This is a genomic window from Leclercia sp. Colony189, from assembly GCF_009740165.1.
Taxonomy (GTDB): Bacteria; Pseudomonadota; Gammaproteobacteria; order Enterobacterales; family Enterobacteriaceae; genus Enterobacter.
On record NZ_CP046557.1, the window covers coordinates 1,595,482 to 1,617,042 of the forward strand.

Consider the following 21,561-nt stretch of genomic DNA (forward strand, 5'->3'; position numbering starts at 1 on the left):
CCGATACCGATGAAAAAGATACTTTTTGTACGTCCCGACAGCCGCGAGGACGGGACCATTGCATGGTGCGAATCCGGGAGCCAGCAGGTCAATACGCTCCACGGCATGGCGGCCCTGTCGACGCTTGCGGACCATCCGCTGGCGTCGCGCATCTGTCTGCTGTTACCCGCCGGTGAGACGATCTTCCGCCACTTCTCCCTGCCAAAGAAAGGGCTCAGCGCCCAGGCGACGCCATTCTCGTGGATGGCCGAGGAGACGCTGATCGGTGACGTCGACGACCTGCACTGGACGGTATTGAGCAAAAAAGGAGAGGAAGTGGATGCTGTCGCCATTGAGGGTCGGCGCTTGCGCAACTGGCTCACCCGCTTTGAGCAGGCCGGGCTGAAGGTCGTTCAGGCCCTGCCTGACGCCTGGCTGCTGCCGGTCGTGGAAGGAGGAAGCACGCTGGTTGCGCTGGATGAGAGCTACTGGCTGCGCTTTTCACCGGCCAGCGCCTGTGAAGCCGACGCCTCGCTGCTGCCGCTGCTGATGGCGAAATCTCAGCCGGGGATGGTGCGCTGCTATGGCGAGGCGCCTGCCGGAATTGCGGTGGATGAATCCTTACCCTGGCAGCACCCGTTAGTGCTGATCCAGCCGCAGTGGCAGAACTGCCGGGCCAATGTGCTGCACGGCGAGTTTCATCCCCGCGGCGCCCAGGGCGGTGCCTCCAAAGGCATGAAAGGGGCAATGGTTGCGCTGGCGCTGCTCAGCGTCGGATTGCTGCTGGGGCCGAGACTGGCGATGGCCCTGCTGCTGGTGCACCAGGAAAACCAGCTGCAACAGGAGATCGCCACGGTCTATCAGTATCATTTCCCCAGCCTTCGCCAGCAAAGCAATATTAAGTATCACTTTGGTCAGAACCTGAAGAAGGTTAACAAAGGCGTCTTTCTGCAAATGGCGGATCTGAACAAAGCGAAGCAGGCGGTTCCGGGTATAGAAATTAACCTGCTGGATTATGACGGTGCGCAAAACCGCTGGACGCTCAGCGCCAGCAGCCAGAACAGCGCATCGCTGCAGGCGTTCATTCAGCAGAGCAGTGCGGATTTCAACTTTTCGCTGCAGCCGGTTTCAACGGTCGCGCCCTTTACCGCCATGATCACGGGGAAACACAAATGAAAGAGCGTGTCGCACAGCTTAAAGCGCGGTATCAGAATTACTCTGCCCGTGAAAAGGTGCTGATGAAATTCTGCGCCGCGGCGCTGGGCTGCGCCGTCGTCTATTACGGCGGCATGGTTCCGCTGGATAATATGATTAAAAATAGCCAGTCAACGCTGAAGCGCCAGAGAGATACCCTTAACTGGATGCGTAGCGAAATCGATAAAAACCATCTCCAGGTGCAGCAATTAACAACCGACAATCCGCGTAGCGTGGTGGAAAACAGCGCAAAGCAAATAAAGCTGCCGCTAAATGATGTGCGTCAGGAGGGGCAGACGTTATCGTTTATTGTGCCCCGGATGGAGATCAATGAGCTGAAGAACTGGTTGCGCGAAATTAACGCCACCTCAGGGATCAAACTGGAGAAAATAAAGCTGACTCCTGTCGACCACCAGCGTGACGTCAGGGCAGAGATCCAGCTTAGCTGGAAAAAAACGGCATGACGGCTTTCGTCCTGTTCAGAGAGAGCAGCCCGGGCCTGTTCAGCCTGATGAGCGCCGTTTTTGGCGCAATTATCGGCAGCTTTCTCGGCGTGGTAGCAGAGCGGATCCCGCCGATGCTGCTTGAAGATGAGGCCGGGATTAACTTACTCGTTCCGGGCTCGCACTGCCCGGCATGCCAGCATGATTTAGCCTGGTGGCAAAATATCCCGCTGGTAAGCTGGTTGGCGCTACGCGGGCGCTGCCACTACTGCGGCAGCGCTATCCCATTGCGTTTATGGTTACTTGAAGCCTTTACCTTCCTCTTTTTTGGCACCACCGCCTGGTCTATGCCAGACCTTGCCGGGCTCTTTTCCCTCTGGCTGTTGAGCGCCTTTTTGCTGCCGCTCGCCCTCATCGATGGGCGGCATCTGCTGCTGCCGGACTGCCTGACACAACCGCTGCTGTGGGCCGGGCTGCTGGTCCACCTTATCAGCCCGACGCTGCCCCTGCGCGATGCCATTATCGGCGCCGTGGCGGGCTACCTCTCTCTCTGGCTTGTCTACTGGACGTTTCGCCTGATAACCGGCCGCGAAGGTCTGGGTTACGGTGATTTCAAGCTGCTGGCCGCGCTGGGCGCCTGGTGCGGCTGGCAGGCGCTGCCTGATGTACTGTTACTGGCGTCGTTAACCGGCATTGCCGGACATCTCCTCTTTATTAAAGCGGATCAAAAAGCCGCGCACATTCCTTTTGGCCCGGCACTGGCGGCCGGAGGCGTTATTACCTTTATTTTGCAAAATTATTCACTCATCCCCTAATTAAATCTGTCAATTATATTTTGAGATTTTTTCGACAAGGGAAAGAGGTGAGTAATCATTTTTTTGCTAATACTATCTTCGTTATAAACCGCATGTGACGTTAATTTTATAATTAAGATTAACTGAAAATATTAAAAACATTTTAATTCATTATGTATTTAATTTTTTTAAATCCATGTTGGTTTTATTTCATGTTTAAGGAAGACATGTTTTTTAAAGTTCACGTAGAGTTATTAGGATATGAAAATGAATTTCTTTAAGCCTAAATACCTGGCGCTTTTTGTTGCAGCGGCAACCAGCCCTGTATTTGCAGCCGTTCCAGGTGTGCCATCATTGACCAGCGGCAACGACAAGTTTGCTATTGTTGAAGTTGACCAGGCCGCGCAGGACTATAACTCTCTGGTAAAAGTTCACGATGGCGCAGACGTTAAAGTTGAGTGGAATGTCTGGAGTGGTGATGCTCCAACCTCGGCAAAAGTGCTGCTGGATGGTAAGGAAGTCTGGTCTGGCGCGAGCGGCGCGACAGGCTCCGCCACCTTTAAGGTGAAAAAAGGGGGCCGTTACCAGGAGCAGGTTCAGGTATGTAATGACAGCGGCTGTAGCACCAGCGCCAGCAAACTGATCATTGTGGCGGATACCGACGGTAGCCACCTGCTGCCATTAAACACCACGCTTCATGAGAACAACAAAGCGTTCGCCAAACATACCGATAAAGTGGTTGCGGCCTATTTCCCTGAGTGGGGCGTATACGACCGTAACTTCACCGTGGATAAAATCCCGGTTGCCAACCTGAACCACATTCTTTACGGCTTCATTCCAATTTGCGGTGGCGATGGCATCAACGACAGCGCTAAATCTTCCGGCGCGCTGGAATCCCTGAAACGCGCCTGTGCTGGCCGTCAGGACTACACCGTCGCCATTCATGACCCGTGGGCTGCGCTGCAAAAACCACAGCAAGGTGTGACCGGCTGGGACGAACCGTACAAAGGTAACTACGGCCAGCTGATGGCGATGAAAAAAGCCAATCCAAACCTGAAGATCCTGCCTTCTGTGGGCGGCTGGACCCTGTCCGATCCCTTCTTCCAGATGGACAACAAAGTGCTGCGCGACCGTTTCGTCGGCTCAGTTAAAGAGTTCCTGAAAACCTGGAAAGTGTTTGATGGCGTGGATATCGACTGGGAATTCCCGGGCGGCGGCGGCGAGAATGCCAAACTGGGCAACCCGCAGACCGACAAAGCCACCTATACCGCACTGATGCACGATCTGCGCGCCATGCTGAACGAGCTGTCTGCTGAGACTGGCCGTACTTACGAGCTGACCACCGCTATCGGCGCCGGTAGAGATAAGATTGAAGATGTCGATTACACCACTGCACAGCAGTACATCGACCATATCTTCCTGATGAGCTACGACTACTACGGCGCATGGAGTAACACCGAACTGGGTCACCAGGCGGCGCTGTACGGTGCTTCCTGGAAACCAGATACCAACTACACCACCGATAACGCCGTGAAAGCGATGCTGGACCAGAAAGTACAGCCGGGCAAAATCGTAGTGGGTGCGGCGATGTACGGTCGCGGCTGGACCGGCGTACACGGCTACACCGGCGACAATCCATTCACCGGCACCGCGACTGGCGCAATTCCGGGTACCTGGGAAGCGGGTATCATTGACTACCGCGTGATTGCCAATCAGATGAAAGGCAAGCCAGGCTGGGAGTACAAATATGACAGCGCGGCAGAAGCGCCTTACCTGTTCAACAAAGCCACCGGCGAGCTGGTGAGCTATGACGACGCCCGTTCGGTTGCGGCGAAAGGCAAGTACGTACTGGACAAAAACCTCGGCGGTCTGTTCGCATGGTCTATTGAATCCGATAACGGCGATATCCTGAACGCCATGAACGAAAGCCTGTTGGGCAACGGTTCCTCTTCTGACGAGCCAGCGAACACCAACCACGCGCCTGTGGCGACCGCTGCTGACCAGACCGTGACCGGTCCGGTGACCGTCACGCTGGATGGTTCTGCTTCTTCCGACCAGGATGGCGATGCGCTGACCTACAAGTGGACGCAGATTTCCGGAACCGCGGTGAATATCGCGAACAGCACCTCCGCGAAAGCCACCTTTAGCGTTCCGGCTGTGACCAGCGACCATACCCTGGCCTTCCGTCTGACCGTGACCGATGCGAAAGGGCTCTCCAGCACCGTGAACGTCCAGGTCGTCAACAAAGCGCCTAAAGCGAACCAGGCTCCGGTGGTTAACCCAATGCAGGCCGTCACCCTGGAAGCGGGTCAGACGCAGTCCCTGCATGTCCAGGCATCCGATCCAGATGGCGATGCGCTGACCTATAGCTGGAGCGTACCGGCAGAGATGAATGCTACCGGTATCAATACCTCAAGCGTGCGCATCACTGCGCCGGAGGTGACCTCCGAGTCCAGCTACTCCCTGAGCGTAGTGGTCGGCGATGGCAAAGAGAGCGTGCACTCAACCGTGCAGGTTAACGTCACGCCAAAAGCGTCTGAGCCAGCCGATGATGTCACGCCGCCTGCGGATGACGTCACGCCACCAGCTGATGAAGATACTCCTCCGTCCGACGAAGGAGCAACCGGTAGCTGTGATAAGCCTGTCGATGCCAACGCCAGCAAATATGCTGCGTGGAGCAGCAGCAAGGTCTACAACACTGGCGATACCGTTAGCTTCGACCATCTGGTCTGGAAAGCGAAGTACTGGACTCAGGGCAACCAGCCTGGCTTTGGCGAGGGAGCATGGGAACTGGTCAGCAAAGTGAAGTTCAGCTGGCAACCCGAAATGGTTTATAACGGCGGCGACACGACCACTTATGAAGGTTTCGTTTACCGTGCGAAGTGGTGGACCCGTGGTGATAACCCAGCCAACAGCGATGTATGGGTGAAAGAAGGCGCAGCAGCAGACTGCAAATAATCGTCCTTCTCTGAGATGGCGGGCGCGATCTTTGCCCGCCATCAATGACCGCGCTTCACCGCGCGGTCAGTCCATCAGCGTCGGCCAGGTGAAGAGATGAAACGCGTTATTTTTCTGTTGTTGTTAATCAGTCAGGGGGTATTAGCCAACTGCTGGAATTCTGCCGGGAAATATTACCATGTCGATCCCTGGTTATTATTTGCCATTGCGGACGTGGAGTCCGGCCTCAATCCGAACGCGGTCGGTTATAACCACGACGGCTCCCGGGATGTCGGTCTGATGCAAATAAATAGTACGCATTTTGCTGAGCTGGAAAAAAAGGGCATTGATGAATACCGGTTAATAACGGAGCCCTGCACCTCTATTATGGTTGGCGCTTCTATTCTCTCCGGCATGATTAACGTTTATGGCTATAACTGGGAGGCGGTCGGCGCCTATAACGCGGGACTGAAACCGGAGAATTATCCCCAGCGCAGGATTTACGCCAGAAAAGTCTGGGCGAAATATCAAAGAATAAAACGGATGTCGCAGTACCGATAGTCAGTTTTTTTTGAAGAATATCTTACGAGTGTTCTTCAGAAAGAAAAGGTTGCTGTCCCGGATTTATTTATTAAAGGGTTAATACATAAATCGAGTTCGTATTGCTTATTATCGTTTTTAAAAGGAACAACGTAGATGAATAAAAGGACATTGCTGAGCATTCTGGTCGCGGGGGCGTGTGTTGCGCCAGTAATGGCACAGGCAAACATGCTCAAGGCGGAAAGCAGTGAACTCTACACGATGAAAGCCAGCGATCTGGCAAAAAAAGAGCAGGCGTTAACGGATTTTCCGCTGATGAAGTCGGTCAAGGCGACAATCCGCACCCTGGATAACGCCCTGGTGGAGCAGATTGAGCCGGGTAAGGCGACCAATCCAGATAACGTGAAGCGTGTTGAAAGCATTCTGAAGGAGAGCGACTGGGAGTATCTGTTCCCGCTGCGCGCCAAAGAGTACAGCTACAGCAACTTCCTGAAAGCGGTGGGTAAATTCCCGGCGCTGTGCGATACCTACACCGATGGCCGCGACAGCCTGGCGATTTGCCGTAAAGAGCTGGCGACCATGTTTGCACACTTCGCGCAGGAGACCGGCGGGCATGAATCTTGGCGTCCGGAAGCCGAATGGCGTCAGGCGCTGGTATACGTTCGCGAAATGGGCTGGAGCGAAGGCCAGAAGGGCGGCTATAACGGCGAATGCAACCCGGATGTCTGGCAGGGACAGACCTGGCCGTGCGGCAAAGACAAAGACGGCGATTTCCTGAGCTACTTTGGCCGCGGCGCCAAGCAGCTCTCCTACAACTATAACTACGGTCCGTTCTCGGAAGCGATGTTTGGCGACGTCCGCACGCTGCTGGACAGACCGGAGCTGGTTGCCGACACCTGGCTGAACCTGGCGAGCGCCATCTTCTTCTTCGCCTACCCGCAACCGCCGAAGCCGAGCATGCTGCAGGTCATCGACGGCACCTGGCAGCCAAACGATCACGACAAAGCTAACGGCCTGGTACCGGGCTTCGGCGTGACCACCCAGATCATTAACGGCGGCGTGGAATGTGGCGGCCCGACGGAAATTGCCCAGTCGGAAAACCGGATCAAATACTACAAAGAGTTCGCCAACTACCTGAAAGTGCCGGTTCCGGAAAATGAAGTCCTGGGCTGTGCCAACATGAAGCAGTTTGATGAAGGCGGCGCCGGTGCCCTGAAAATTTACTGGGAACAGGACTGGGGATGGAGCGCAGATACGCCGGACGGCAAAACCTACGCCTGTCAGCTGGTGGGTTATCAGACGCCATTCAGCGCCTTTAAAGAGGGCGATTACACCAAGTGCGTGCAGAAGTTCTTTAACGTGAATATCGTCAATGACGATGGCTCTGCGGTTAACCCGAGCGATAATACGCCTGCGGACAATACCCCGGCAGACAATACGCCAGCGGATAATACTCCGGCTGATAACACCCCGGCTGACAATACGCCAGCAGATGAGACGCCAGCTGTGACTAACCATGCGCCGGTTGCGGTCATTTCCGGCCCGGTTGGGGCGGTTGACGCGGGTGCCCAGGTCTCCCTGAGCGCGGAAGGCTCCACTGACGAAGATGGCAACAAACTGACCTACACCTGGCGTTCCCAGGACGGCCAGACCGTCTCCGGTGAAGACAAGGCGGTAGTGACCTTTACTGCGCCTGAGGCGGCAACGGCTCAGCAGATTGAAGTGAGCCTGACCGTCAGCGATGGCGAGCTGAGCGACACCACGACTTACCTGCTGAACGTGAAAGCGAAAGCGCAGACCCCGTCAGGTGACGAAGGCTCAGACACTTACGCGGCGTGGAGCGCCAACAACAAGTACAACGCAGGGGATATCGTGAACAACCACGGTAAACTCTTCCAGTGCAAGCCGTTCCCGTACAGCGGCTGGTGTAACAGCACCCCGGCTTACTATGAACCAGGCGTAGGCCTGGCATGGGCAGACGCCTGGACCGCGCTTTAATAGCAAAACGGCAACCTCAGGGTTGCCGTTTTTTTCTCTGCCGCGCGCCGGGCTGTTAGCGATGTAACTTCCCGTGATCCCGCAGCCAGGCCGCGGTGCGCACAATCCCCTCATCCAGCGTCACCAGCGGCTTATAGCCCAGCTCGCTCTCAGCGCGTTGCGTATCGAGGGTAAAATCAAAGTTCAGTTTCGACACCCCGTAGTGCGTCAGCATCGGCTCTTTGGCAGCCTTATTGCCCAGCCGCTCCATGCTGCGGGCAATAATATCCAGCATCGGGTAGGGCACGGAGCGGATCCGGCAGTGAATGTTCAGCTCGTCGATCAGCTTTTGCACAATGCTGCGCAGCGAGCGTGGCTCGCCGTTGGTGATGTTGTATGCCCGGCCGGATGGCAGCCCGTCGCACTCACGCTGGCTGGCCAGCCACATGGCATGAATGGCATTGTCGTAATAGGTCATGTCCACCAGCGCATCCCCGCCGCGCGGCAACAACACGCTGCCGTAGTGGTGCATCATCTGCGCCAGGCGCGGAATAAACACTTTGTCGTGCGGGCCAAACAGGCTCTGCGGACGCAAAATGGTAAAACGGGTATGCGGGTTAGACTGCGCCAGCAGATCGATTACCTCTTCGCTGGCGGCTTTACTGCGGGCAAATTCGCAGGCGAAGCGCGCCGGACGGAAATCTTCCTGGATATCGCGATGGTGGTGATAGTCGAAATAGAGCGACGGCGAGGAGATATGCACGAAGTTGCGCACGCCCCAGGCCACAGCCCACTCACCCAGACGGCGGGTGGCGCGCACGTTTGCCAGGTCGAACGCTTCCTGGGTTCCCCAGGGTGAGGTAAAGCTGGAGCAGTGCCACAGCGTATCGATTCCGGCCAGCATCACTTTTGCCTGGGAAGAGACCAGTTCCGTCAGGTCGGCATGGACAAACTCTGCGCCCATTTTTTGCAGCAATTTACCCATCGCTTCATTACGACCGGTGGCCCGGACGCTGACGCCTTTATTGCGCAAAAACTCCACCGCATTGCGGCCTAAGCCGCTGGTGGCGCCGGTAACCAGTACCTTCATATCGATCCACTGTATTGAAAGAATTTCGTGCGCATTCTTCCGTGAATTACGACTGTATGCAATGGGAAACGTGAAAGATTCAGAGTTTTAATTACTCTTTTTCTCTGTTTTGTTCTGCCAGAAAAACAATACGCCGGGCCATTCCCCGGAAGATAAACAGGTGTGCCGGGATCATCAGCAGCCAGTAGAACAGACCTGGCATGCCGTGCGGATGCCACCAGGCGCGCACGTCCAGCTCCCGGTGGTCGCCTTTGTCCTTGAGCGTAAAGCACAACCGCCCGAGGCCGGGGGCTTTCATGCCAAACAGCAGCGCCAGCTGCTTTTCAGGTTCAACGATAATTACCTTCCAGCTGTCAACGGTATCGCCGGTTTGCAAATATGGCGCGGCCGGACGGCCTTTCGCCAGCTTATGCCCGACGAGCCGATCCATCATCGCCCGGGTTTGCCACAGCGCGTTGCCAAAGAAGTAGCGCTCTTTACCGCCGATCTGGTTCACCACTTCCCACAGGGCGCTGAGGCTGGCGGTGGTTTTCACCGTGCATCCGGCCTGTTTCGGGTAGTAACCATATTCCGGACGCCAGCGGGCGAACGCCTGGGCGTCGTAGCCCCAGTCGCTGGAGTTCACCAGCTTCTCCTCTTCTTTCAGCGTGTTACGAACCGCGTCATCGAAGGGGATCAGCGTTTGCGGGATCAGGTTGCGCAGCGCGCGATCGTCCGCCAGCAGATCGTGTTTCAGACCCTGGATTAACGCTTTGGCAATGGTCGGCGGCACGGAGGTAATCACATTTAAAAACCACACTGAGATCCAGCGGGTCGGGAAAGGAATGGGGATCAGCGGGCGACGACGGCCACTTACCCGCATAAAATGCTCAAACTGCTGCTGATAGCTCAACACCTCGGGCCCGGCGGCCTCCAGCACCCGGTGCTGCGTGGCCGGGTGGTTGAGAAGCTCCACCATATAGTGCAGCAGGTTCTCCAGCGCAATCGGCGTGGTGCGGGAGCGGACCCAGCGCGGCGGGGTCAGCACCGGCAGGTTATAGACCATATCGCGCATCACTTCGAAGGCGGCAGAACCGGCGCCAACGATGATCCCGGCCCGCAGTTCGGTAAGCGGGATCCCGGCGCTGCACAGAATATCGGCGGTAAGTTGCCGGGCACGCAGATGGTCGGACTGCTCATGCGCCGGTGCCTGTAACGAACTGAGAAAGATAATCTGCTTAACCGGGTGTTCCAGCAGCACGTCGCGCACGTTCATCGCCACCTGGCGCTCGTGGGCGATAAAGTCCCCCCCTTCGCCCATGCTGTGTACCAGATAGTAAAGGGTATCCACCCCCTCCAGCAGCGCCGCCAGCGTCTGCGGCCAGTTGAGGTCGATAGCATGGCAGGTGACGTGGGGCAGGGCCTGCTTTTGCAGACGCTCAATGCTGCGTGCCGCAGCCCGGACCTGGTGCCCATGTGCGCTCAGGGCGGCCACCAGATGTTGACCGATATACCCGCTGGCACCCAGCACCAGAATACGTTGCGGCACATGGACTCCTTAGCGCTGCAAAAATGCCTGCCAGTGAGCAACCACTTCTGTCAGCTGCTCGCGGTTAACGTCGAGATGCATCACCAGACGCACCACCGGCGAGGCGTTAATCAGCACGCCGCGCGCCTTCATAAACTCGCCTAATGCTGCGGCGTGTTCCTCTCCGACGCGGACAAAGAGCATGTTGGTGTCGTGACGCATCACGTCGGCGCCGATCTCGCGCAGCTGCGCAGCCATCCACGCGGCGTTGTCGTGATCGTCCTTCAGGCGGGCTACGTTATTTTTCAGGGCGTACAGACCCGCCGCGGCGAGGATCCCGGCCTGGCGCATGCCGCCGCCGGTCATTTTGCGCCAGCGGTTGGCGCGCTTGATGTAGTCGGCGTTGCCCACCAGCAGGGAGCCCACCGGCGTGCCCAGCCCTTTGGAGAGACAAATGGTGAACGAGTCGCAATATTGCGTAATCGCTTTCAGCTCACAGCCATACTCCACCACGGCGTTGAAGATGCGCGCGCCGTCGACGTGCAGCCCCAGTTTACGCTCGCGGGTAAACTCCCACGCCGCTTTCAGGTAGTCGCGCGGCAGCACTTTGCCGTTATGGGTGTTTTCGAGGCTGAGCAGTCTGGTGCGGGCGAAGTGAATGTCGTCGGCTTTGATTTTAGCCGCCACCTTGTCCAGCGGCAGGGTGCCGTCTGCGGCGGCATCGAGCGGCTGGGGCTGAATGCTGCCGAGCACCGCCGCGCCGCCCGCTTCGTACAGATAGTTATGCGCTCCCTGGCCGACGATATACTCTTCGCCGCGCTCGCAGTGGCTGAGCAGGGCCACCAGGTTCGCCTGGGTGCCGGTGGGCAGGAACAGGGCGGCCTCGTGGCCGCTCAGTTCGGCGGCATAGCGCTGAAGTTCGTTAACGGTGGGGTCATCGCCATAGACGTCGTCCCCGACCGGCGCGGCCAGCATCTCCTTGAGCATGGCCTGCGTCGGGCGGGTTACGGTATCGCTACGTAAATCAATCATTTCACATCCCTATAATTTAAAAGGTGATGTGAAATGTTTTACCTGAGCCAGTTGGTTTTTGCCAGCTCCAAAACTTCGTCACCGCGGCCACTGATAATGGCGCGCAGCATATAGAGACTAAAGCCCTTCGCCTGTTCCAGTTTGATCTGCGGCGGAATAGCCAGCTCCTCTTTGGCCACCACCACATCCACCAGCACCGGGCCGTCGGTGGCAAAGGCGCGGCTGAGGGCATCATCCACTTCCGAGGCTTTCTCCACGCGAATACCGGTGATACCGCAGGCTTCGGCGATGGCGGCGAAGTTGGTGTCGTGCAGATCCGTACCGTCGGTCAGATAGCCGCCCGCTTTCATCTCCATCGCCACAAAGCCCAGCACGCTGTTGTTAAAGACGATGATTTTGATCGGCAGTTTCATCTGCGCCACTGAAAGGAAGTCGCCCATCAGCATGCTGAAGCCGCCGTCGCCGCACATCGCCACCACCTGACGGTCCGGCGCGGTGGCTTTCGCCCCCAGCGCCTGCGGCATGGCGTTGGCCATTGAGCCGTGGTTAAACGACCCCAGCAGGCGGCGCTTGCCGTTCATTTTCAGGTAACGCGCCGCCCAGACGGTGGGGGTACCCACGTCGCAGGTAAAGATGGCGTCCTCGTCGGCGTAACGACTGATCTGCTGGGCCAGATATTGCGGGTGCAGCGCTTTATCGCTGGGTTTCGCCTTGTCATCCAGCCCTTTGCGGGCATCGCGATAATCGCTCAGGGCTTTATCCAGGAAGGTGCGATCGGTCTTCTCCTCCAGCAGCGGCATGAGTGCGCTCAGGGTCGCCTTGATGTCGCCCACCAGCGCCATATCCACTTTACTGTGCGCCCCGATGCTGGCGGGGTTAATGTCGATCTGGATAATTTTGGCGTCGGTGGGGTAAAACGCGCGATAGGGGAACTGGGTCCCGAGCAGCACCAGGGTGTCGGCATTCATCATGGTGTGGAACCCGGAGGAGAAGCCAATTAGCCCGGTCATCCCCACGTCGTAGGGGTTATCGTATTCTACATGCTCTTTCCCGCGCAGGGCGTGAACAATCGGCGCCTTCAGGGTGCCGGCAAATTCCAGCAGTTCCTCGTGGGCTCCGGCGCAGCCGCTGCCGCACATCAGGGCGATGTTGCTGGAGTAGCGCAGCAGCTGGGCCAGTTTTTTCAGCTCCGCGTGGGCGGGCGTCACCACCGGCTGGGGCGCAGGATACCAGTGGGTGCTGGCACTTTCCGGCGCAGCCTGCAGCGCCACGTCGCCTGGCAGCACAATCACCGAAACGCCGCGCTTCAGAATGGCGTTGCGCATCGCCAGGGCCAGCACCTGGGGGATCTGCTCAGGGGAGGAGACCAGTTCACAGTAGTGGCTGCATTCACGGAACAGCTCCTGCGGATGCGTCTCCTGAAAATAGCCGCTGCCGATCTCGCTCGACGGAATGTGCGCGGCGATAGCCAGCACCGGGACATGATTACGGTGACAATCAAACAGACCGTTGATCAGGTGCAGGTTGCCAGGCCCGCACGAGCCCGCACAGACCGCCAGCTCTCCGGTCAGTTGGGCTTCGGCCCCGGCGGCGAACGCGGCGACCTCCTCATGGCGGGTCGGCATCCATTCGATGGTGCCCATTCGGTTCAGGCTGTCGCTCAGACCGTTGAGGGAATCCCCGGTAACACCCCAGATCCGTTTTACCCCGGCCTGTTCCAGCATTTTCGCAATATAGTTCGCCACGGTTTGTTTCATGGTAGTCCATCTCCTGAATGTGATAACGCTTTCAAGCTTAGATGAAACTGACCGGCATGCCCGCGGAATCCCCCTTATTAATAGTTGCTTTCACTGTGCAACATTTCGTCATATTGTGGTATGAGTTTAGTTAAAAATGGAGTTAATTCAGATGGTTAAATCATTGTTACTTGCTGTTAATAAAACGCTAACGCACGAAGATTTCGGCAGATTGTTGCTGCGGCTGGCGGTGGGGGGATTGATGCTGTTTCATGGCCTGCATAAGGCTATCGACGGGGTCGGGGGGATTGCAGGCATGCTGGTGGCAAAAGGGCTGCCGGGCTTTATCGCCTGGGGCGTGCTGATGGGTGAAGTGGTGGCGCCGATCCTGATTATTCTCGGCATTCTCACCCGTCCGGCGGCGCTGATATTAGCGTTCACCATGGTGGTGGCGTGGCTGATGGTAGGCACCGGGAAAACCTTCGCGCTGGATGCGGTAGGGGCATGGGCGATTGAGAGTCTGGTCTATTTCTTTGTGGGGGCGCTGGCGGTGGCATTTTTGGGGGCAGGGCGGTTTGCGGTGGTCAGCGATCCGGCGTGGAAGTAATTCCTCTGCGGCGGTAATGCCGGGCGGCACTGCGTTTGCCCGGCCTACGGTTCGCGCTCTTTTGTAGGCCCGGCAAGCGTAGCGCCACCGGGCGTTTTTTCAGGCCAGCACCAGATCCCCCTGCGGATGGCAGGAGCAGGCCAGCACATAGCCTTCCGCCACTTCGGCATCCGTCAGCGTCATGGTGCTGGTAACGGTATAGTTCCCGTCCACCACTTTTGTTTTACAGCAGCCGCACACGCCTGCACGACAGGCAGCCACCACCGGCACGTTATTGCTCTCCAGCGCCTCCAGCAGCGTGCTGCCCACGCGGCCAAAGAAGGTTTGCGCAGGCTGCAGTTTGGTGATCTTCAACCCGTGGGTGGCGGCTTCCGCGACCGGGGTAAAGAACTGCTCTTTAAAGAAGCGGGTCACGCCCAGGGCCTTCACCTCTTCTTCAACGATTGCCATATAGGGCGCCGGACCACAGGTCATCACCGTGCGGGAGGCGATATCCGGTACGCTTTGCAGCAGTTCGCGACTCAGGCGACCGGCGACAAACCCCTCTGTGGCGTTGTTTTCCGCCACCAGGGTAACCGGGTAGTGACGCCATTCGTCTGCAAAAATGACATCCTGCGGCGAGCGCACGCTGAAGATCACCGCCACGTCAGCCTGCGGGCGATTCTTCGCCAGCCAGCGCCGCATCGACATCACCGGCGTGACGCCGCAGCCGGCGGCCAGCAGCAGGAATTTGTCGTCCGGCTTATCGTCGCAGGTAAAATCTCCCTGCGCGTCAGAGAGCCAGATATAATCCCCACGCTTCACCTCACCTGTCAGCCACTGTGAGCCCGCCCCCTCATCAATGCGACGAACCGTCAGCGTAATGTACTCGCTGATGCCCGGCGTCGAGGAGATCGTGTACGCCCGCAGCGTCTCTGCGGAGTGACGCACGCTGACCAGCGCATACTGCCCGGCACGGTAAGGATAATAGTCGTGACACAGCAGCGAAATCGTCCAGACATCCGGCGTTTCCTGATGGATGTGGTGAACCTGCATCCGCCATGGGCACTGATGGGTTGGCATCGTCATACTTTTACTCCTTACGCGCTCAGCAGTTGCTTCATATCTTCTTCAACGGTGGTCACGGAACGCAGACCGAACTTCTCGTTGAGAACCGCCAGCAGATCCGGGGTAAAGAAGCCAGGCGCCGTCGGGCCGGTGACGATGTTTTTCACGCCCAGCGAGAGCAGGGTCAGCAGGATCACAATCGCTTTCTGCTCGAACCAGGAGAGCACCAGCGACAGCGGCAGATCGTTTACGCCGCAGCCCAGTTTTTCCGCCAGGGTGACCGCGAGGATGATGGCTGAGTAGGCATCGTTACACTGACCGGCATCGATCAGGCGCGGCAGCCCTTCGATATCGCCGAACTCCAGCTTGTTGAAGCGGTACTTACCGCAGGCCAGGGTCAGGATGAGGCAGTCGTCCGGCACGCTGGTGGCGAAGTCGGTGAAGTAGTTACGTTCCCCGCGCGCGCCGTCGCAGCCGCCCACCAGGAAGATGTGACGCAGTTTTTCGCGGCTCACCAGGTCAATCAGGGAATCCGCCGCACCCAGCAGGGTCTGGCGACCGAAACCGACGGTGATCAGGTGCGGAATTTCGCTGTAGGGGAAGCCCGCCATCTGCTGGGCCTGGGCAATCACCGGACCAAAATCGTCGCCTTCGAGGTGGCTCACGCCCGGCCAGCCGACGATGCTGCGGGTCCAGATGCGGTCATCGTAGGCACCCACCGTCGGGTCGATGATGCAGTTCGAGGTCATCACGATAGGGCCCGGGAAGCGGGCGAATTCCACCTGCTGGTTCTGCCAGCCGCTGCCGTAGTTCCCGATCAGATGTTTGAATTTACGCAGTTCCGGGTAGCCGTGGGCGGGCAGCATCTCGCCGTGGGTGTAGACGTTAACGCCGGTGCCGTCGGTCTGCTCCAGCAGGTTGTAGAGATCTTTCAGGTCGTGACCGGAGATCAGGATGCATTTGCCTTCGGTCGCTTTGACGTTGACCTGCGTCGGGGTTGGGTGGCCATATTTGGTGGTTTCACCGGCATCCAGGATGCTCATCACTTTGAAGTTCATCTGGCCGATCTCCATGGAACACGCCAGCAGGGCGTTCATGTCGGAAGGCCAGGTGCCGAGCCACGCCATAATTTTGTGGTACTGGGCGTAGATGTCGTTGTCGTACTGATCCAGAACGTGGGCGTGCTCCATATAGGCCGCGGCACCTTTCAGGCCGTACAGGCAGAGCAGACGCAGGCCGAGAATGTTCTCGCCAATCGCCGCTTTGTCTTTGTTCGGGGTAAATTCAGCCGCCTGGCGCTGCAGATCGCCGAGGTCGTCGCTGACCAGTTGCAGGTCACCCATCGGGTTATCGACCTGGGCGCTGGCATCCACATTCAGGCACTGCGCTTTGAGGGCTTCACGCAGGGCGATGGCTTCGCGGGCGTAGCCCACAATGCGCGGGGAGTCGAAGTTCACGTTAGTCAGGGTAGAGAAAAACGCGCGCGGGGCGAAGTGATCAACGTAGTGGTCGATAATGCCATATTCCCGGGCTTTAACTGCCCAGGCGGATAAACCCTGCAGGGAGGCGATCAGTAAATCCTGCAGATCGGAGGTTTCTGCGGTTTTACCGCACATGCCCTGTGCGTAAGAGCAGCCGTTGCCAGCTGGGGTACGGATGGTTTGTTCACATTGCACACAAAACATAATCACACCTGTTAAAGTTATATTTGATATACATGTTTAAGATTATGCCTGTGGCGATACGGTGGGAAGCGCTTTCTGCCACAAAGTAGAGGGATATTGATTTAGCGCAATTTTGGCGGCAGCAGGCTACCGCCAAAGAAGTATCAGGCTGAGAAGAACGCCATCATGACGGGCACCAGCAGGCTTAAAATAAAGCCGTGAACGATGGCGGCAGGTACCATCTCCAGCCCGCCCGAGCGTTGCAGCACCGGCAGGGTGAAATCCATTGAGGTGGCACCGCACAGCCCCAGCGCCGTGGAACGACTGCGGCGCACCAGACCGGGGATCAGCATGATGGCGATCAGCTCGCGCCCCAGATCGTTAAAGAAGGCGGCGCTGCCAATGACCGGACCGAAAGACTCGGTTAACAGAATGCCGGAAAGCGAATACCAGCCAAAACCGGAGGCCATCGCCAGGGCAGTATTCAGCGGCAGGTCGAGAATAAAGGCGTTAATCACCCCGCCAATCAGCGAACTGCCCACCACCACCACCGCCACTATCATGCCGCGACGGTTGAGAACGATCTGTTTTAAGGTCATGCCATTATTTCGCAGCTGAATACCAATAAGGAACAGGAGGAAGATCAGGGTATATTCACTGGCCTCGGTGGCGTGTTGTAAAAAAGAGAATCCTGTCAGCCCCAGCAGAAAACCGAGCACCACCACGCCGCATAATTTTAATGACTCCAGCGCCATGGCAATACGTGAAGGCAATTTTTCCTGATGGTGATGGTTTTTCCACGGAATAGCGCGCTCCAGCCAGAACAGGGCCGCGATATTACAGAGCAAAATAACGGCCATCGTAATAATGGAGTAGTGCAGGATAGAGAGCAGATTGGTGGCAAGATTATCGAGGAAGGCGAGGCTGATCCCCATAAAAAAGAGAATGACGTAGACAATTCCGCTCAAAAGTCGGTTGATCAGTTTTAACGCTGACAGCTGATGAAGAGGAATGAGATAGCCCACGATCAGTGGGAGCAGAATGATTAAGAGTCCTGAAAACATGAACAACCGGTCCTGTATATGAGTGGCGCTGTGACACTACCCAATTCAGACGGTTCAGTAAAGGTGAAAACAGTGCCGGGCGGCGCTTCGCTTGCCCGGCCTACGAAATGCTGTCCCGTAGGCCGGGTAAGGCGAAGCCATCACCCGGCGCCACAACGCGCGCACGCTTAATCGCGTTTTTCCAGCAGGGTGCGGTACAGCACGCCGCCAATAATACCGCCGATAATCGGCATCACCCAGAACAGCCACAGCTGTTGCAGCGCCCAGCCGCCCTGGAAGATGGCTACCGCTGTGCTGCGCGCCGGGTTAACAGAGGTGTTGGTCACCGGAATGCTGATCAGGTGGATCAGGGTCAGCGCCAGGCCAATCGCAATCGGCGCGAAACCGGCCGGGGCGTGCTTGTCCGTTGCGCCGTGGATCACCAGCAGGAAGCCCGCAGTCAGCACAATTTCAATCACGATGGCAGAGAGCATGGAGAAACCGCCCGGGGAGTGTTCGCCAAAGCCGTTTGAGGCAAAGCCGCTGGCCGCAGCATCAAAGCCCGCTTTACCGCTGGCAATAACATACAAAATAGCGGCAGCAATAATTCCACCAATGACCTGGGCAATAATATAGCCAGCAACCTCTTTTGCCGGAAAACGGCCGCCGGCCCACAATCCTAATGTTACCGCCGGGTTAAAGTGACCGCCGGAAATATGCCCCACGGCATACGCCATCGTTAAAACCGTTAAACCAAAGGCCAGCGAAACGCCGACAAAACCAATTCCCAGTTCCGGGAACCCTGCTGCCAGGACGGCGCTACCGCAGCCACCAAATACCAACCAGAATGTCCCAAAACATTCCGCTGCTAATTTTCTGAACATAACCACCTCAAAGAAAAAATGAGCGCAATCCTGCGCCATTGTTATTTATCGCCAAAACAAGCGACGATTTTTAAAACGCCACTATTCTAAAAATGAATATTCCCTCTCACCAGTTAAATAAATACGGTAAGTTTGATGTAGGGCAATGTGTTGCGCTTCCTTGCTAAATTATGGCGAGTAAAGCAGAGTTACATTTTCGGCAGCAAGAGTATGCGGCGGAAATCGTTATTACAAATGAAACTGTCTGGTTAAATTCTTAATTTTCCCTTCTGGCAATCATTATTCCGCCGACGATGGAGTGTCCGTCCGGGCCCGCTGGCGTTATACTCCTGATAACTTAAAGGAAAAAGTTCATTTCTCCCGGAGGGTACATGTTGCTAGAGCGTGTGGAAATCGTGGGGTTTCGCGGCATTAACCGTCTGTCGCTGATGCTTGAGCACAACAACGTGCTGATCGGAGAAAACGCCTGGGGTAAATCGAGCCTGCTGGACGCCCTGACGTTGCTGCTATCGCCGGAATCCAGTCTGTACCATTTTGTCCGGGAAGATTTCTGGTTCCCCCCCGGGGATCTGCAGGGGCGTGAACACCATCTGCATATTATCCTTACCTTTCGTGAAAGCGAGCCGGGGCGCCATCGCGTTCGCCGCTATCGTCCTCTTGCCGATTGCTGGGTGCCCTGTGATGATGGCTATCGGCGCATTTTTTATCGTCTGGAGGGTGAGCTTGCCACTGATGACAGTGTGCTGACCCTGCGCGGTTTTCTCGATACTGACGGCCAGGTCCTGCCGCTGGAGGATATCGACGAGCGGGCGCGCCATCTGGTCCGTCTGATGCCGGTGCTGCGCCTGCGTGATGCCCGCTTTATGCGCCGCATTCGCAACGGTACCGTCCCCGACATGCCTGATGTGGAGGTCACCGCCCGGGAGCTGGACTATCTGGCCCGGGAACTGGTCGCCCGCCCGCAAAACCTGACCGACGGCCAGATCCGCCAGGGGCTGTCGGCAATGGTACAGCTGCTGGAGCACTACTTCTCCGAACAGGGCACCTCCCCGGTGCGCAACCGGCTGATGCGGCGGCGCTCCCATGACGAGCAACGCAGCTGGCGTTATCTCGATATCATCAACCGGATGATCGACCGTCCCGGCGGCCGCTCGCACCGGGTGATCCTGCTGGGGCTCTTCTCCACGTTGTTGCAGGCCAAAGGCACCGTCCGGCTGGACCGGGATGCCCGTCCGCTGCTGCTGGTGGAAGATCCCGAGACGCGCCTGCACCCAATCATGCTCTCGGTGGCCTGGCACCTGCTGAATCTGCTGCCGTTGCAGCGCATCACCACCACCAACTCCGGCGAACTGCTGTCGCTAACCCCGGTCGAGCACGTCTGCCGTCTGGTGCGTGAGTCGTCGCGCGTCTCGGCTTACCGCCTGGGTCCGGGGGGCATGAATGCGGAAGACAGTCGCCGTATCGCCTTCCATATTCGCTTCAACCGCGCCTCCTCGCTGTTTGCCCGCTGCTGGCTGCTGGTGGAAGGGGAGACCGAAACCTGGGTGATTAACGAGCTGGCCCGTCAGTGTGGGCACCACTTTGATGCCGAGGGCATCAAAGTAATCGAGTTTGCCCAGTCGGGCCTGAAACCGCTGATTAAATTTGCCCGGCGGATGGGCATCGAATGGCATGTGCTGGTGGATGGTGACGAAGCGGGTAAGAAATATGCCGCGACCGTGCGCGGGCTGATCAATAACGATCGGGAGGAGGAGCGCGAGCACCTGACGGCGCTGCCCGCCATGGACATGGAACACTTCATGTACCGGCAGGGCTTTGCCGATGTCTTTCACCGGGTGGCGATGATCCCGGACGACGTCCCGATGAACATGCGACGGGTGATCATGAAGGCCATTCACCGTTCCTCGAAACCCGATCTGGCGATTGAGGTGGCGATGGAGGCTGGTCGTCGCGGCGTGGAGGCGGTGCCCACGCTGTTACGGAAGATGTTCTCCCGCGTGCTGTGGCTGGCACGCGGGAGGGCGGACTAGCGGCGGGTCGCCTGGTTGACCTGATCGATCAGGCTGTCCAGCAGGGTAAACCGGCGGCGGTACTCGGCGCGTTTTTTGCTGGCGATCTCCTCCATCGGTTTGCGCGGCATGGCGAGCGGCAGCCTGAAGTTGCCCTCGCTGTCGCGCTCCCCGCCCAGCGACAGCCAGAAACTGTCGTAGTCGGCCAGCAGTTTCCCCTCTTTTTTCTTGCGATAGCGCCAGCTGCGATAAATATGGGTGCTGTTGCTGACGGCGATAATCTGCTCCACGGCCAGGGCGCTGCCGAGCGTCATGGCGGCTTCCACCAGCAAACGTTTCGGGAACAGGCCGTGACAGGCTTTGGTGGCGCTCTGAATCGCCTCGTGCGGCACAAAGGCTTTTGCCCCCTGCATCCCGCCGATAAACAGCGTCGGGGTGCCGTTAACCTGACACAGCGTAAAGGTCATCTCCGCCAGCACCGTCTGCTGTTCGTCGCAAAACGCCAGCGTCGCTTCGCCCTCTTTATCGAGGAAGGCATCAGCGCACAGACGCAGGGTAAAGGCGCGATCGTCTTTCCCGGTCAGGGTCAGTAACGTGACCCCCTCCCGGGAGAGATAGCCGTTCATCAGCGCGGCCGGGAGCCGGCTCTGCAGGGTCTGATAGTGCCAGTTCAGCGCCTGGAGCGTTTGCTGGCGATTCATCGCCACCGAGAGCCACGGGCGATGCAGGCGGCAGGGCAGTCCCGGCTGGGCCTGTAACAGTTGCAGCAGTTGCGGCTGTTTTGTCAGGCTTGCCAGCAGACGTGCAGTGCTGAACGGCGTCATCAGCGAGCGCAGCATAAACTTGCGGCGATAGGCCGGATTACGCCAGGCAAGGCCGGGGGTTAATGTCCCGGAGGCCAGATGCTGAAATAGCTGCCAGGCTGATTTAGGTTGCTGCTGATGTGAATAAGATGACTCTGCGATGGAGGACATAATAGATCCCGGTCTTGTTGCCAGGCCTTTATTTCAGCAGGGGTTTTATCAACCTCTCCTCAACAACTTTCACGCGCCACGAAAAGCAGGGGTTTCGTTGAGGC

17 protein-coding genes are annotated in these 21,561 nt (G+C 57.6%); 8 read left to right on the forward strand and 9 right to left on the reverse strand.

Annotated features, from left to right (window positions below; translation table 11 throughout):
* Positions 1 to 9 precede the first annotated feature (9 nt).
* The 6 genes from gspL to GNG29_RS07535 all read left to right on the forward strand — a co-directional run bounded on the left by gspL (position 10) and on the right by GNG29_RS07535 (position 7,885).
* Positions 10 to 1,155: a type II secretion system protein GspL gene (gspL, locus tag GNG29_RS07510; RefSeq protein WP_156654190.1), complete on the forward strand. Its 1,146-nt coding sequence runs from the start codon at positions 10 to 12 to the stop codon at positions 1,153 to 1,155.
* A complete protein-coding gene (gene gspM, locus GNG29_RS07515) occupies positions 1,152 to 1,637 on the forward strand; it encodes a type II secretion system protein GspM (RefSeq protein WP_156654191.1) in 486 nt (161 codons plus the stop codon). The genes gspL and gspM overlap by 4 nt, the downstream gene beginning before the upstream one ends.
* Entirely contained in the window at positions 1,634 to 2,431 is a 798-nt protein-coding gene (locus tag GNG29_RS07520; RefSeq protein WP_103178885.1) for an A24 family peptidase, read from the forward strand. Before gspM ends, GNG29_RS07520 begins: the two co-directional genes overlap by 4 nt.
* 246 nt (positions 2,432 to 2,677) lie before the next feature.
* On the forward strand, positions 2,678 to 5,368 hold the full coding sequence (locus GNG29_RS07525) for a glycosyl hydrolase family 18 protein (RefSeq protein ID WP_156654192.1): 2,691 nt from the start codon (positions 2,678 to 2,680) through the stop codon (positions 5,366 to 5,368).
* 96 nt (positions 5,369 to 5,464) lie between these two features.
* On the forward strand, positions 5,465 to 5,908 hold the full coding sequence (gene iagB / locus GNG29_RS07530) for a type III secretion system invasion protein IagB (RefSeq protein ID WP_156654193.1): 444 nt from the start codon (positions 5,465 to 5,467) through the stop codon (positions 5,906 to 5,908).
* A 135-nt stretch (positions 5,909 to 6,043) separates the two neighbouring features.
* Positions 6,044 to 7,885, forward strand: a complete 1,842-nt coding sequence (locus tag GNG29_RS07535; protein ID WP_156654194.1) for a glycoside hydrolase family 19 protein — start codon at positions 6,044 to 6,046, stop codon at positions 7,883 to 7,885.
* A gap of 55 nt (positions 7,886 to 7,940) precedes the next feature.
* Here GNG29_RS07535 and GNG29_RS07540 read toward each other — a convergent pair whose 3' ends face one another.
* The 4 genes from GNG29_RS07540 to poxB form a co-directional block, all read right to left on the reverse strand.
* On the reverse strand, positions 7,941 to 8,954 hold the full coding sequence (locus GNG29_RS07540) for an NAD(P)-dependent oxidoreductase (protein ID WP_103178888.1): 1,014 nt from the start codon (positions 8,952 to 8,954) through the stop codon (positions 7,941 to 7,943).
* Between the two features lie 91 nt (positions 8,955 to 9,045).
* Positions 9,046 to 10,482, reverse strand: a complete 1,437-nt coding sequence (locus GNG29_RS07545) for an SDR family oxidoreductase (protein WP_103178889.1) — start codon at positions 10,480 to 10,482, stop codon at positions 9,046 to 9,048.
* Between the two features lie 9 nt (positions 10,483 to 10,491).
* A complete protein-coding gene (gene ltaE, locus GNG29_RS07550; protein ID WP_156654195.1) occupies positions 10,492 to 11,493 on the reverse strand; it encodes a low-specificity L-threonine aldolase in 1,002 nt (333 codons plus the stop codon).
* Positions 11,494 to 11,531: 38 nt separating this feature from the next.
* Positions 11,532 to 13,250 (reverse strand): ubiquinone-dependent pyruvate dehydrogenase, encoded by a 1,719-nt coding sequence (gene poxB / locus GNG29_RS07555; RefSeq protein ID WP_156654196.1) that lies wholly within the window; start codon positions 13,248 to 13,250, stop codon positions 11,532 to 11,534.
* A gap of 151 nt (positions 13,251 to 13,401) precedes the next feature.
* On the opposite strand from poxB, the gene GNG29_RS07560 reads away from it, so the two are divergent.
* Positions 13,402 to 13,836, forward strand: coding sequence for a DoxX family protein (locus GNG29_RS07560; RefSeq protein WP_156654197.1), 435 nt, complete (start codon positions 13,402 to 13,404; stop codon positions 13,834 to 13,836).
* Between the two features lie 99 nt (positions 13,837 to 13,935).
* Here GNG29_RS07560 and hcr read toward each other — a convergent pair whose 3' ends face one another.
* The 4 genes from hcr to aqpZ all read right to left on the reverse strand — a co-directional run bounded on the left by hcr (position 13,936) and on the right by aqpZ (position 18,474).
* Positions 13,936 to 14,904 (reverse strand): NADH oxidoreductase, encoded by a 969-nt coding sequence (gene hcr, locus GNG29_RS07565; protein ID WP_103178893.1) that lies wholly within the window; start codon positions 14,902 to 14,904, stop codon positions 13,936 to 13,938.
* Positions 14,905 to 14,915: 11 nt separating this feature from the next.
* Positions 14,916 to 16,568: a hydroxylamine reductase gene (gene hcp, locus GNG29_RS07570; protein ID WP_156654198.1), complete on the reverse strand. Its 1,653-nt coding sequence runs from the start codon at positions 16,566 to 16,568 to the stop codon at positions 14,916 to 14,918.
* 143 nt (positions 16,569 to 16,711) lie between these two features.
* Positions 16,712 to 17,611 carry a lysine exporter LysO family protein gene (locus GNG29_RS07575; RefSeq protein ID WP_103178895.1) on the reverse strand — a complete coding sequence of 300 codons (900 nt, stop codon included), beginning with the start codon at positions 17,609 to 17,611 and terminating at the stop codon, positions 16,712 to 16,714.
* 167 nt (positions 17,612 to 17,778) lie between these two features.
* Positions 17,779 to 18,474 (reverse strand): aquaporin Z, encoded by a 696-nt coding sequence (gene aqpZ, locus GNG29_RS07580; RefSeq protein ID WP_156654199.1) that lies wholly within the window; start codon positions 18,472 to 18,474, stop codon positions 17,779 to 17,781.
* 371 nt (positions 18,475 to 18,845) lie between these two features.
* Here aqpZ and GNG29_RS07585 point away from each other — a divergent pair, with 371 nt between their 5' ends.
* Entirely contained in the window at positions 18,846 to 20,504 is a 1,659-nt protein-coding gene (locus tag GNG29_RS07585) for an ATP-dependent endonuclease (RefSeq protein WP_156654200.1), read from the forward strand.
* Here GNG29_RS07585 and GNG29_RS07590 read toward each other — a convergent pair.
* Entirely contained in the window at positions 20,501 to 21,457 is a 957-nt protein-coding gene (locus GNG29_RS07590; protein ID WP_103178897.1) for a VirK/YbjX family protein, read from the reverse strand. The two genes, GNG29_RS07585 and GNG29_RS07590, sit on opposite strands and share 4 nt — an antisense overlap.
* Between the last annotated feature and the right edge of the window lie 104 nt (positions 21,458 to 21,561).

What these genes read in the sequence shown, in the direction of transcription:
- gspL (WP_156654190.1), top strand. Translation starts at nt 10, where the DNA reads ATGAAAAAGATACTTTTTGTACGTCCCGACAGCCGCGAGGACGGGACC.
- gspM (WP_156654191.1), top strand. Translation starts at nt 1,152, where the DNA reads ATGAAAGAGCGTGTCGCACAGCTTAAAGCGCGGTATCAGAATTACTCT.
- GNG29_RS07520 (WP_103178885.1), top strand. Translation starts at nt 1,634, where the DNA reads ATGACGGCTTTCGTCCTGTTCAGAGAGAGCAGCCCGGGCCTGTTCAGC.
- GNG29_RS07525 (WP_156654192.1), top strand. Translation starts at nt 2,678, where the DNA reads ATGAATTTCTTTAAGCCTAAATACCTGGCGCTTTTTGTTGCAGCGGCA.
- iagB (WP_156654193.1), top strand. Translation starts at nt 5,465, where the DNA reads ATGAAACGCGTTATTTTTCTGTTGTTGTTAATCAGTCAGGGGGTATTA.
- GNG29_RS07535 (WP_156654194.1), top strand. Translation starts at nt 6,044, where the DNA reads ATGAATAAAAGGACATTGCTGAGCATTCTGGTCGCGGGGGCGTGTGTT.
- GNG29_RS07540 (WP_103178888.1), bottom strand. Translation starts at nt 8,954, where the DNA reads ATGAAGGTACTGGTTACCGGCGCCACCAGCGGCTTAGGCCGCAATGCG.
- ltaE (WP_156654195.1), bottom strand. Translation starts at nt 11,493, where the DNA reads ATGATTGATTTACGTAGCGATACCGTAACCCGCCCGACGCAGGCCATG.
- poxB (WP_156654196.1), bottom strand. Translation starts at nt 13,250, where the DNA reads ATGAAACAAACCGTGGCGAACTATATTGCGAAAATGCTGGAACAGGCC.
- GNG29_RS07560 (WP_156654197.1), top strand. Translation starts at nt 13,402, where the DNA reads ATGGTTAAATCATTGTTACTTGCTGTTAATAAAACGCTAACGCACGAA.
- hcr (WP_103178893.1), bottom strand. Translation starts at nt 14,904, where the DNA reads ATGACGATGCCAACCCATCAGTGCCCATGGCGGATGCAGGTTCACCAC.
- hcp (WP_156654198.1), bottom strand. Translation starts at nt 16,568, where the DNA reads ATGTTTTGTGTGCAATGTGAACAAACCATCCGTACCCCAGCTGGCAAC.
- GNG29_RS07575 (WP_103178895.1), bottom strand. Translation starts at nt 17,611, where the DNA reads ATGTTTTCAGGACTCTTAATCATTCTGCTCCCACTGATCGTGGGCTAT.
- aqpZ (WP_156654199.1), bottom strand. Translation starts at nt 18,474, where the DNA reads ATGTTCAGAAAATTAGCAGCGGAATGTTTTGGGACATTCTGGTTGGTA.
- GNG29_RS07585 (WP_156654200.1), top strand. Translation starts at nt 18,846, where the DNA reads ATGTTGCTAGAGCGTGTGGAAATCGTGGGGTTTCGCGGCATTAACCGT.
- GNG29_RS07590 (WP_103178897.1), bottom strand. Translation starts at nt 21,457, where the DNA reads ATGTCCTCCATCGCAGAGTCATCTTATTCACATCAGCAGCAACCTAAA.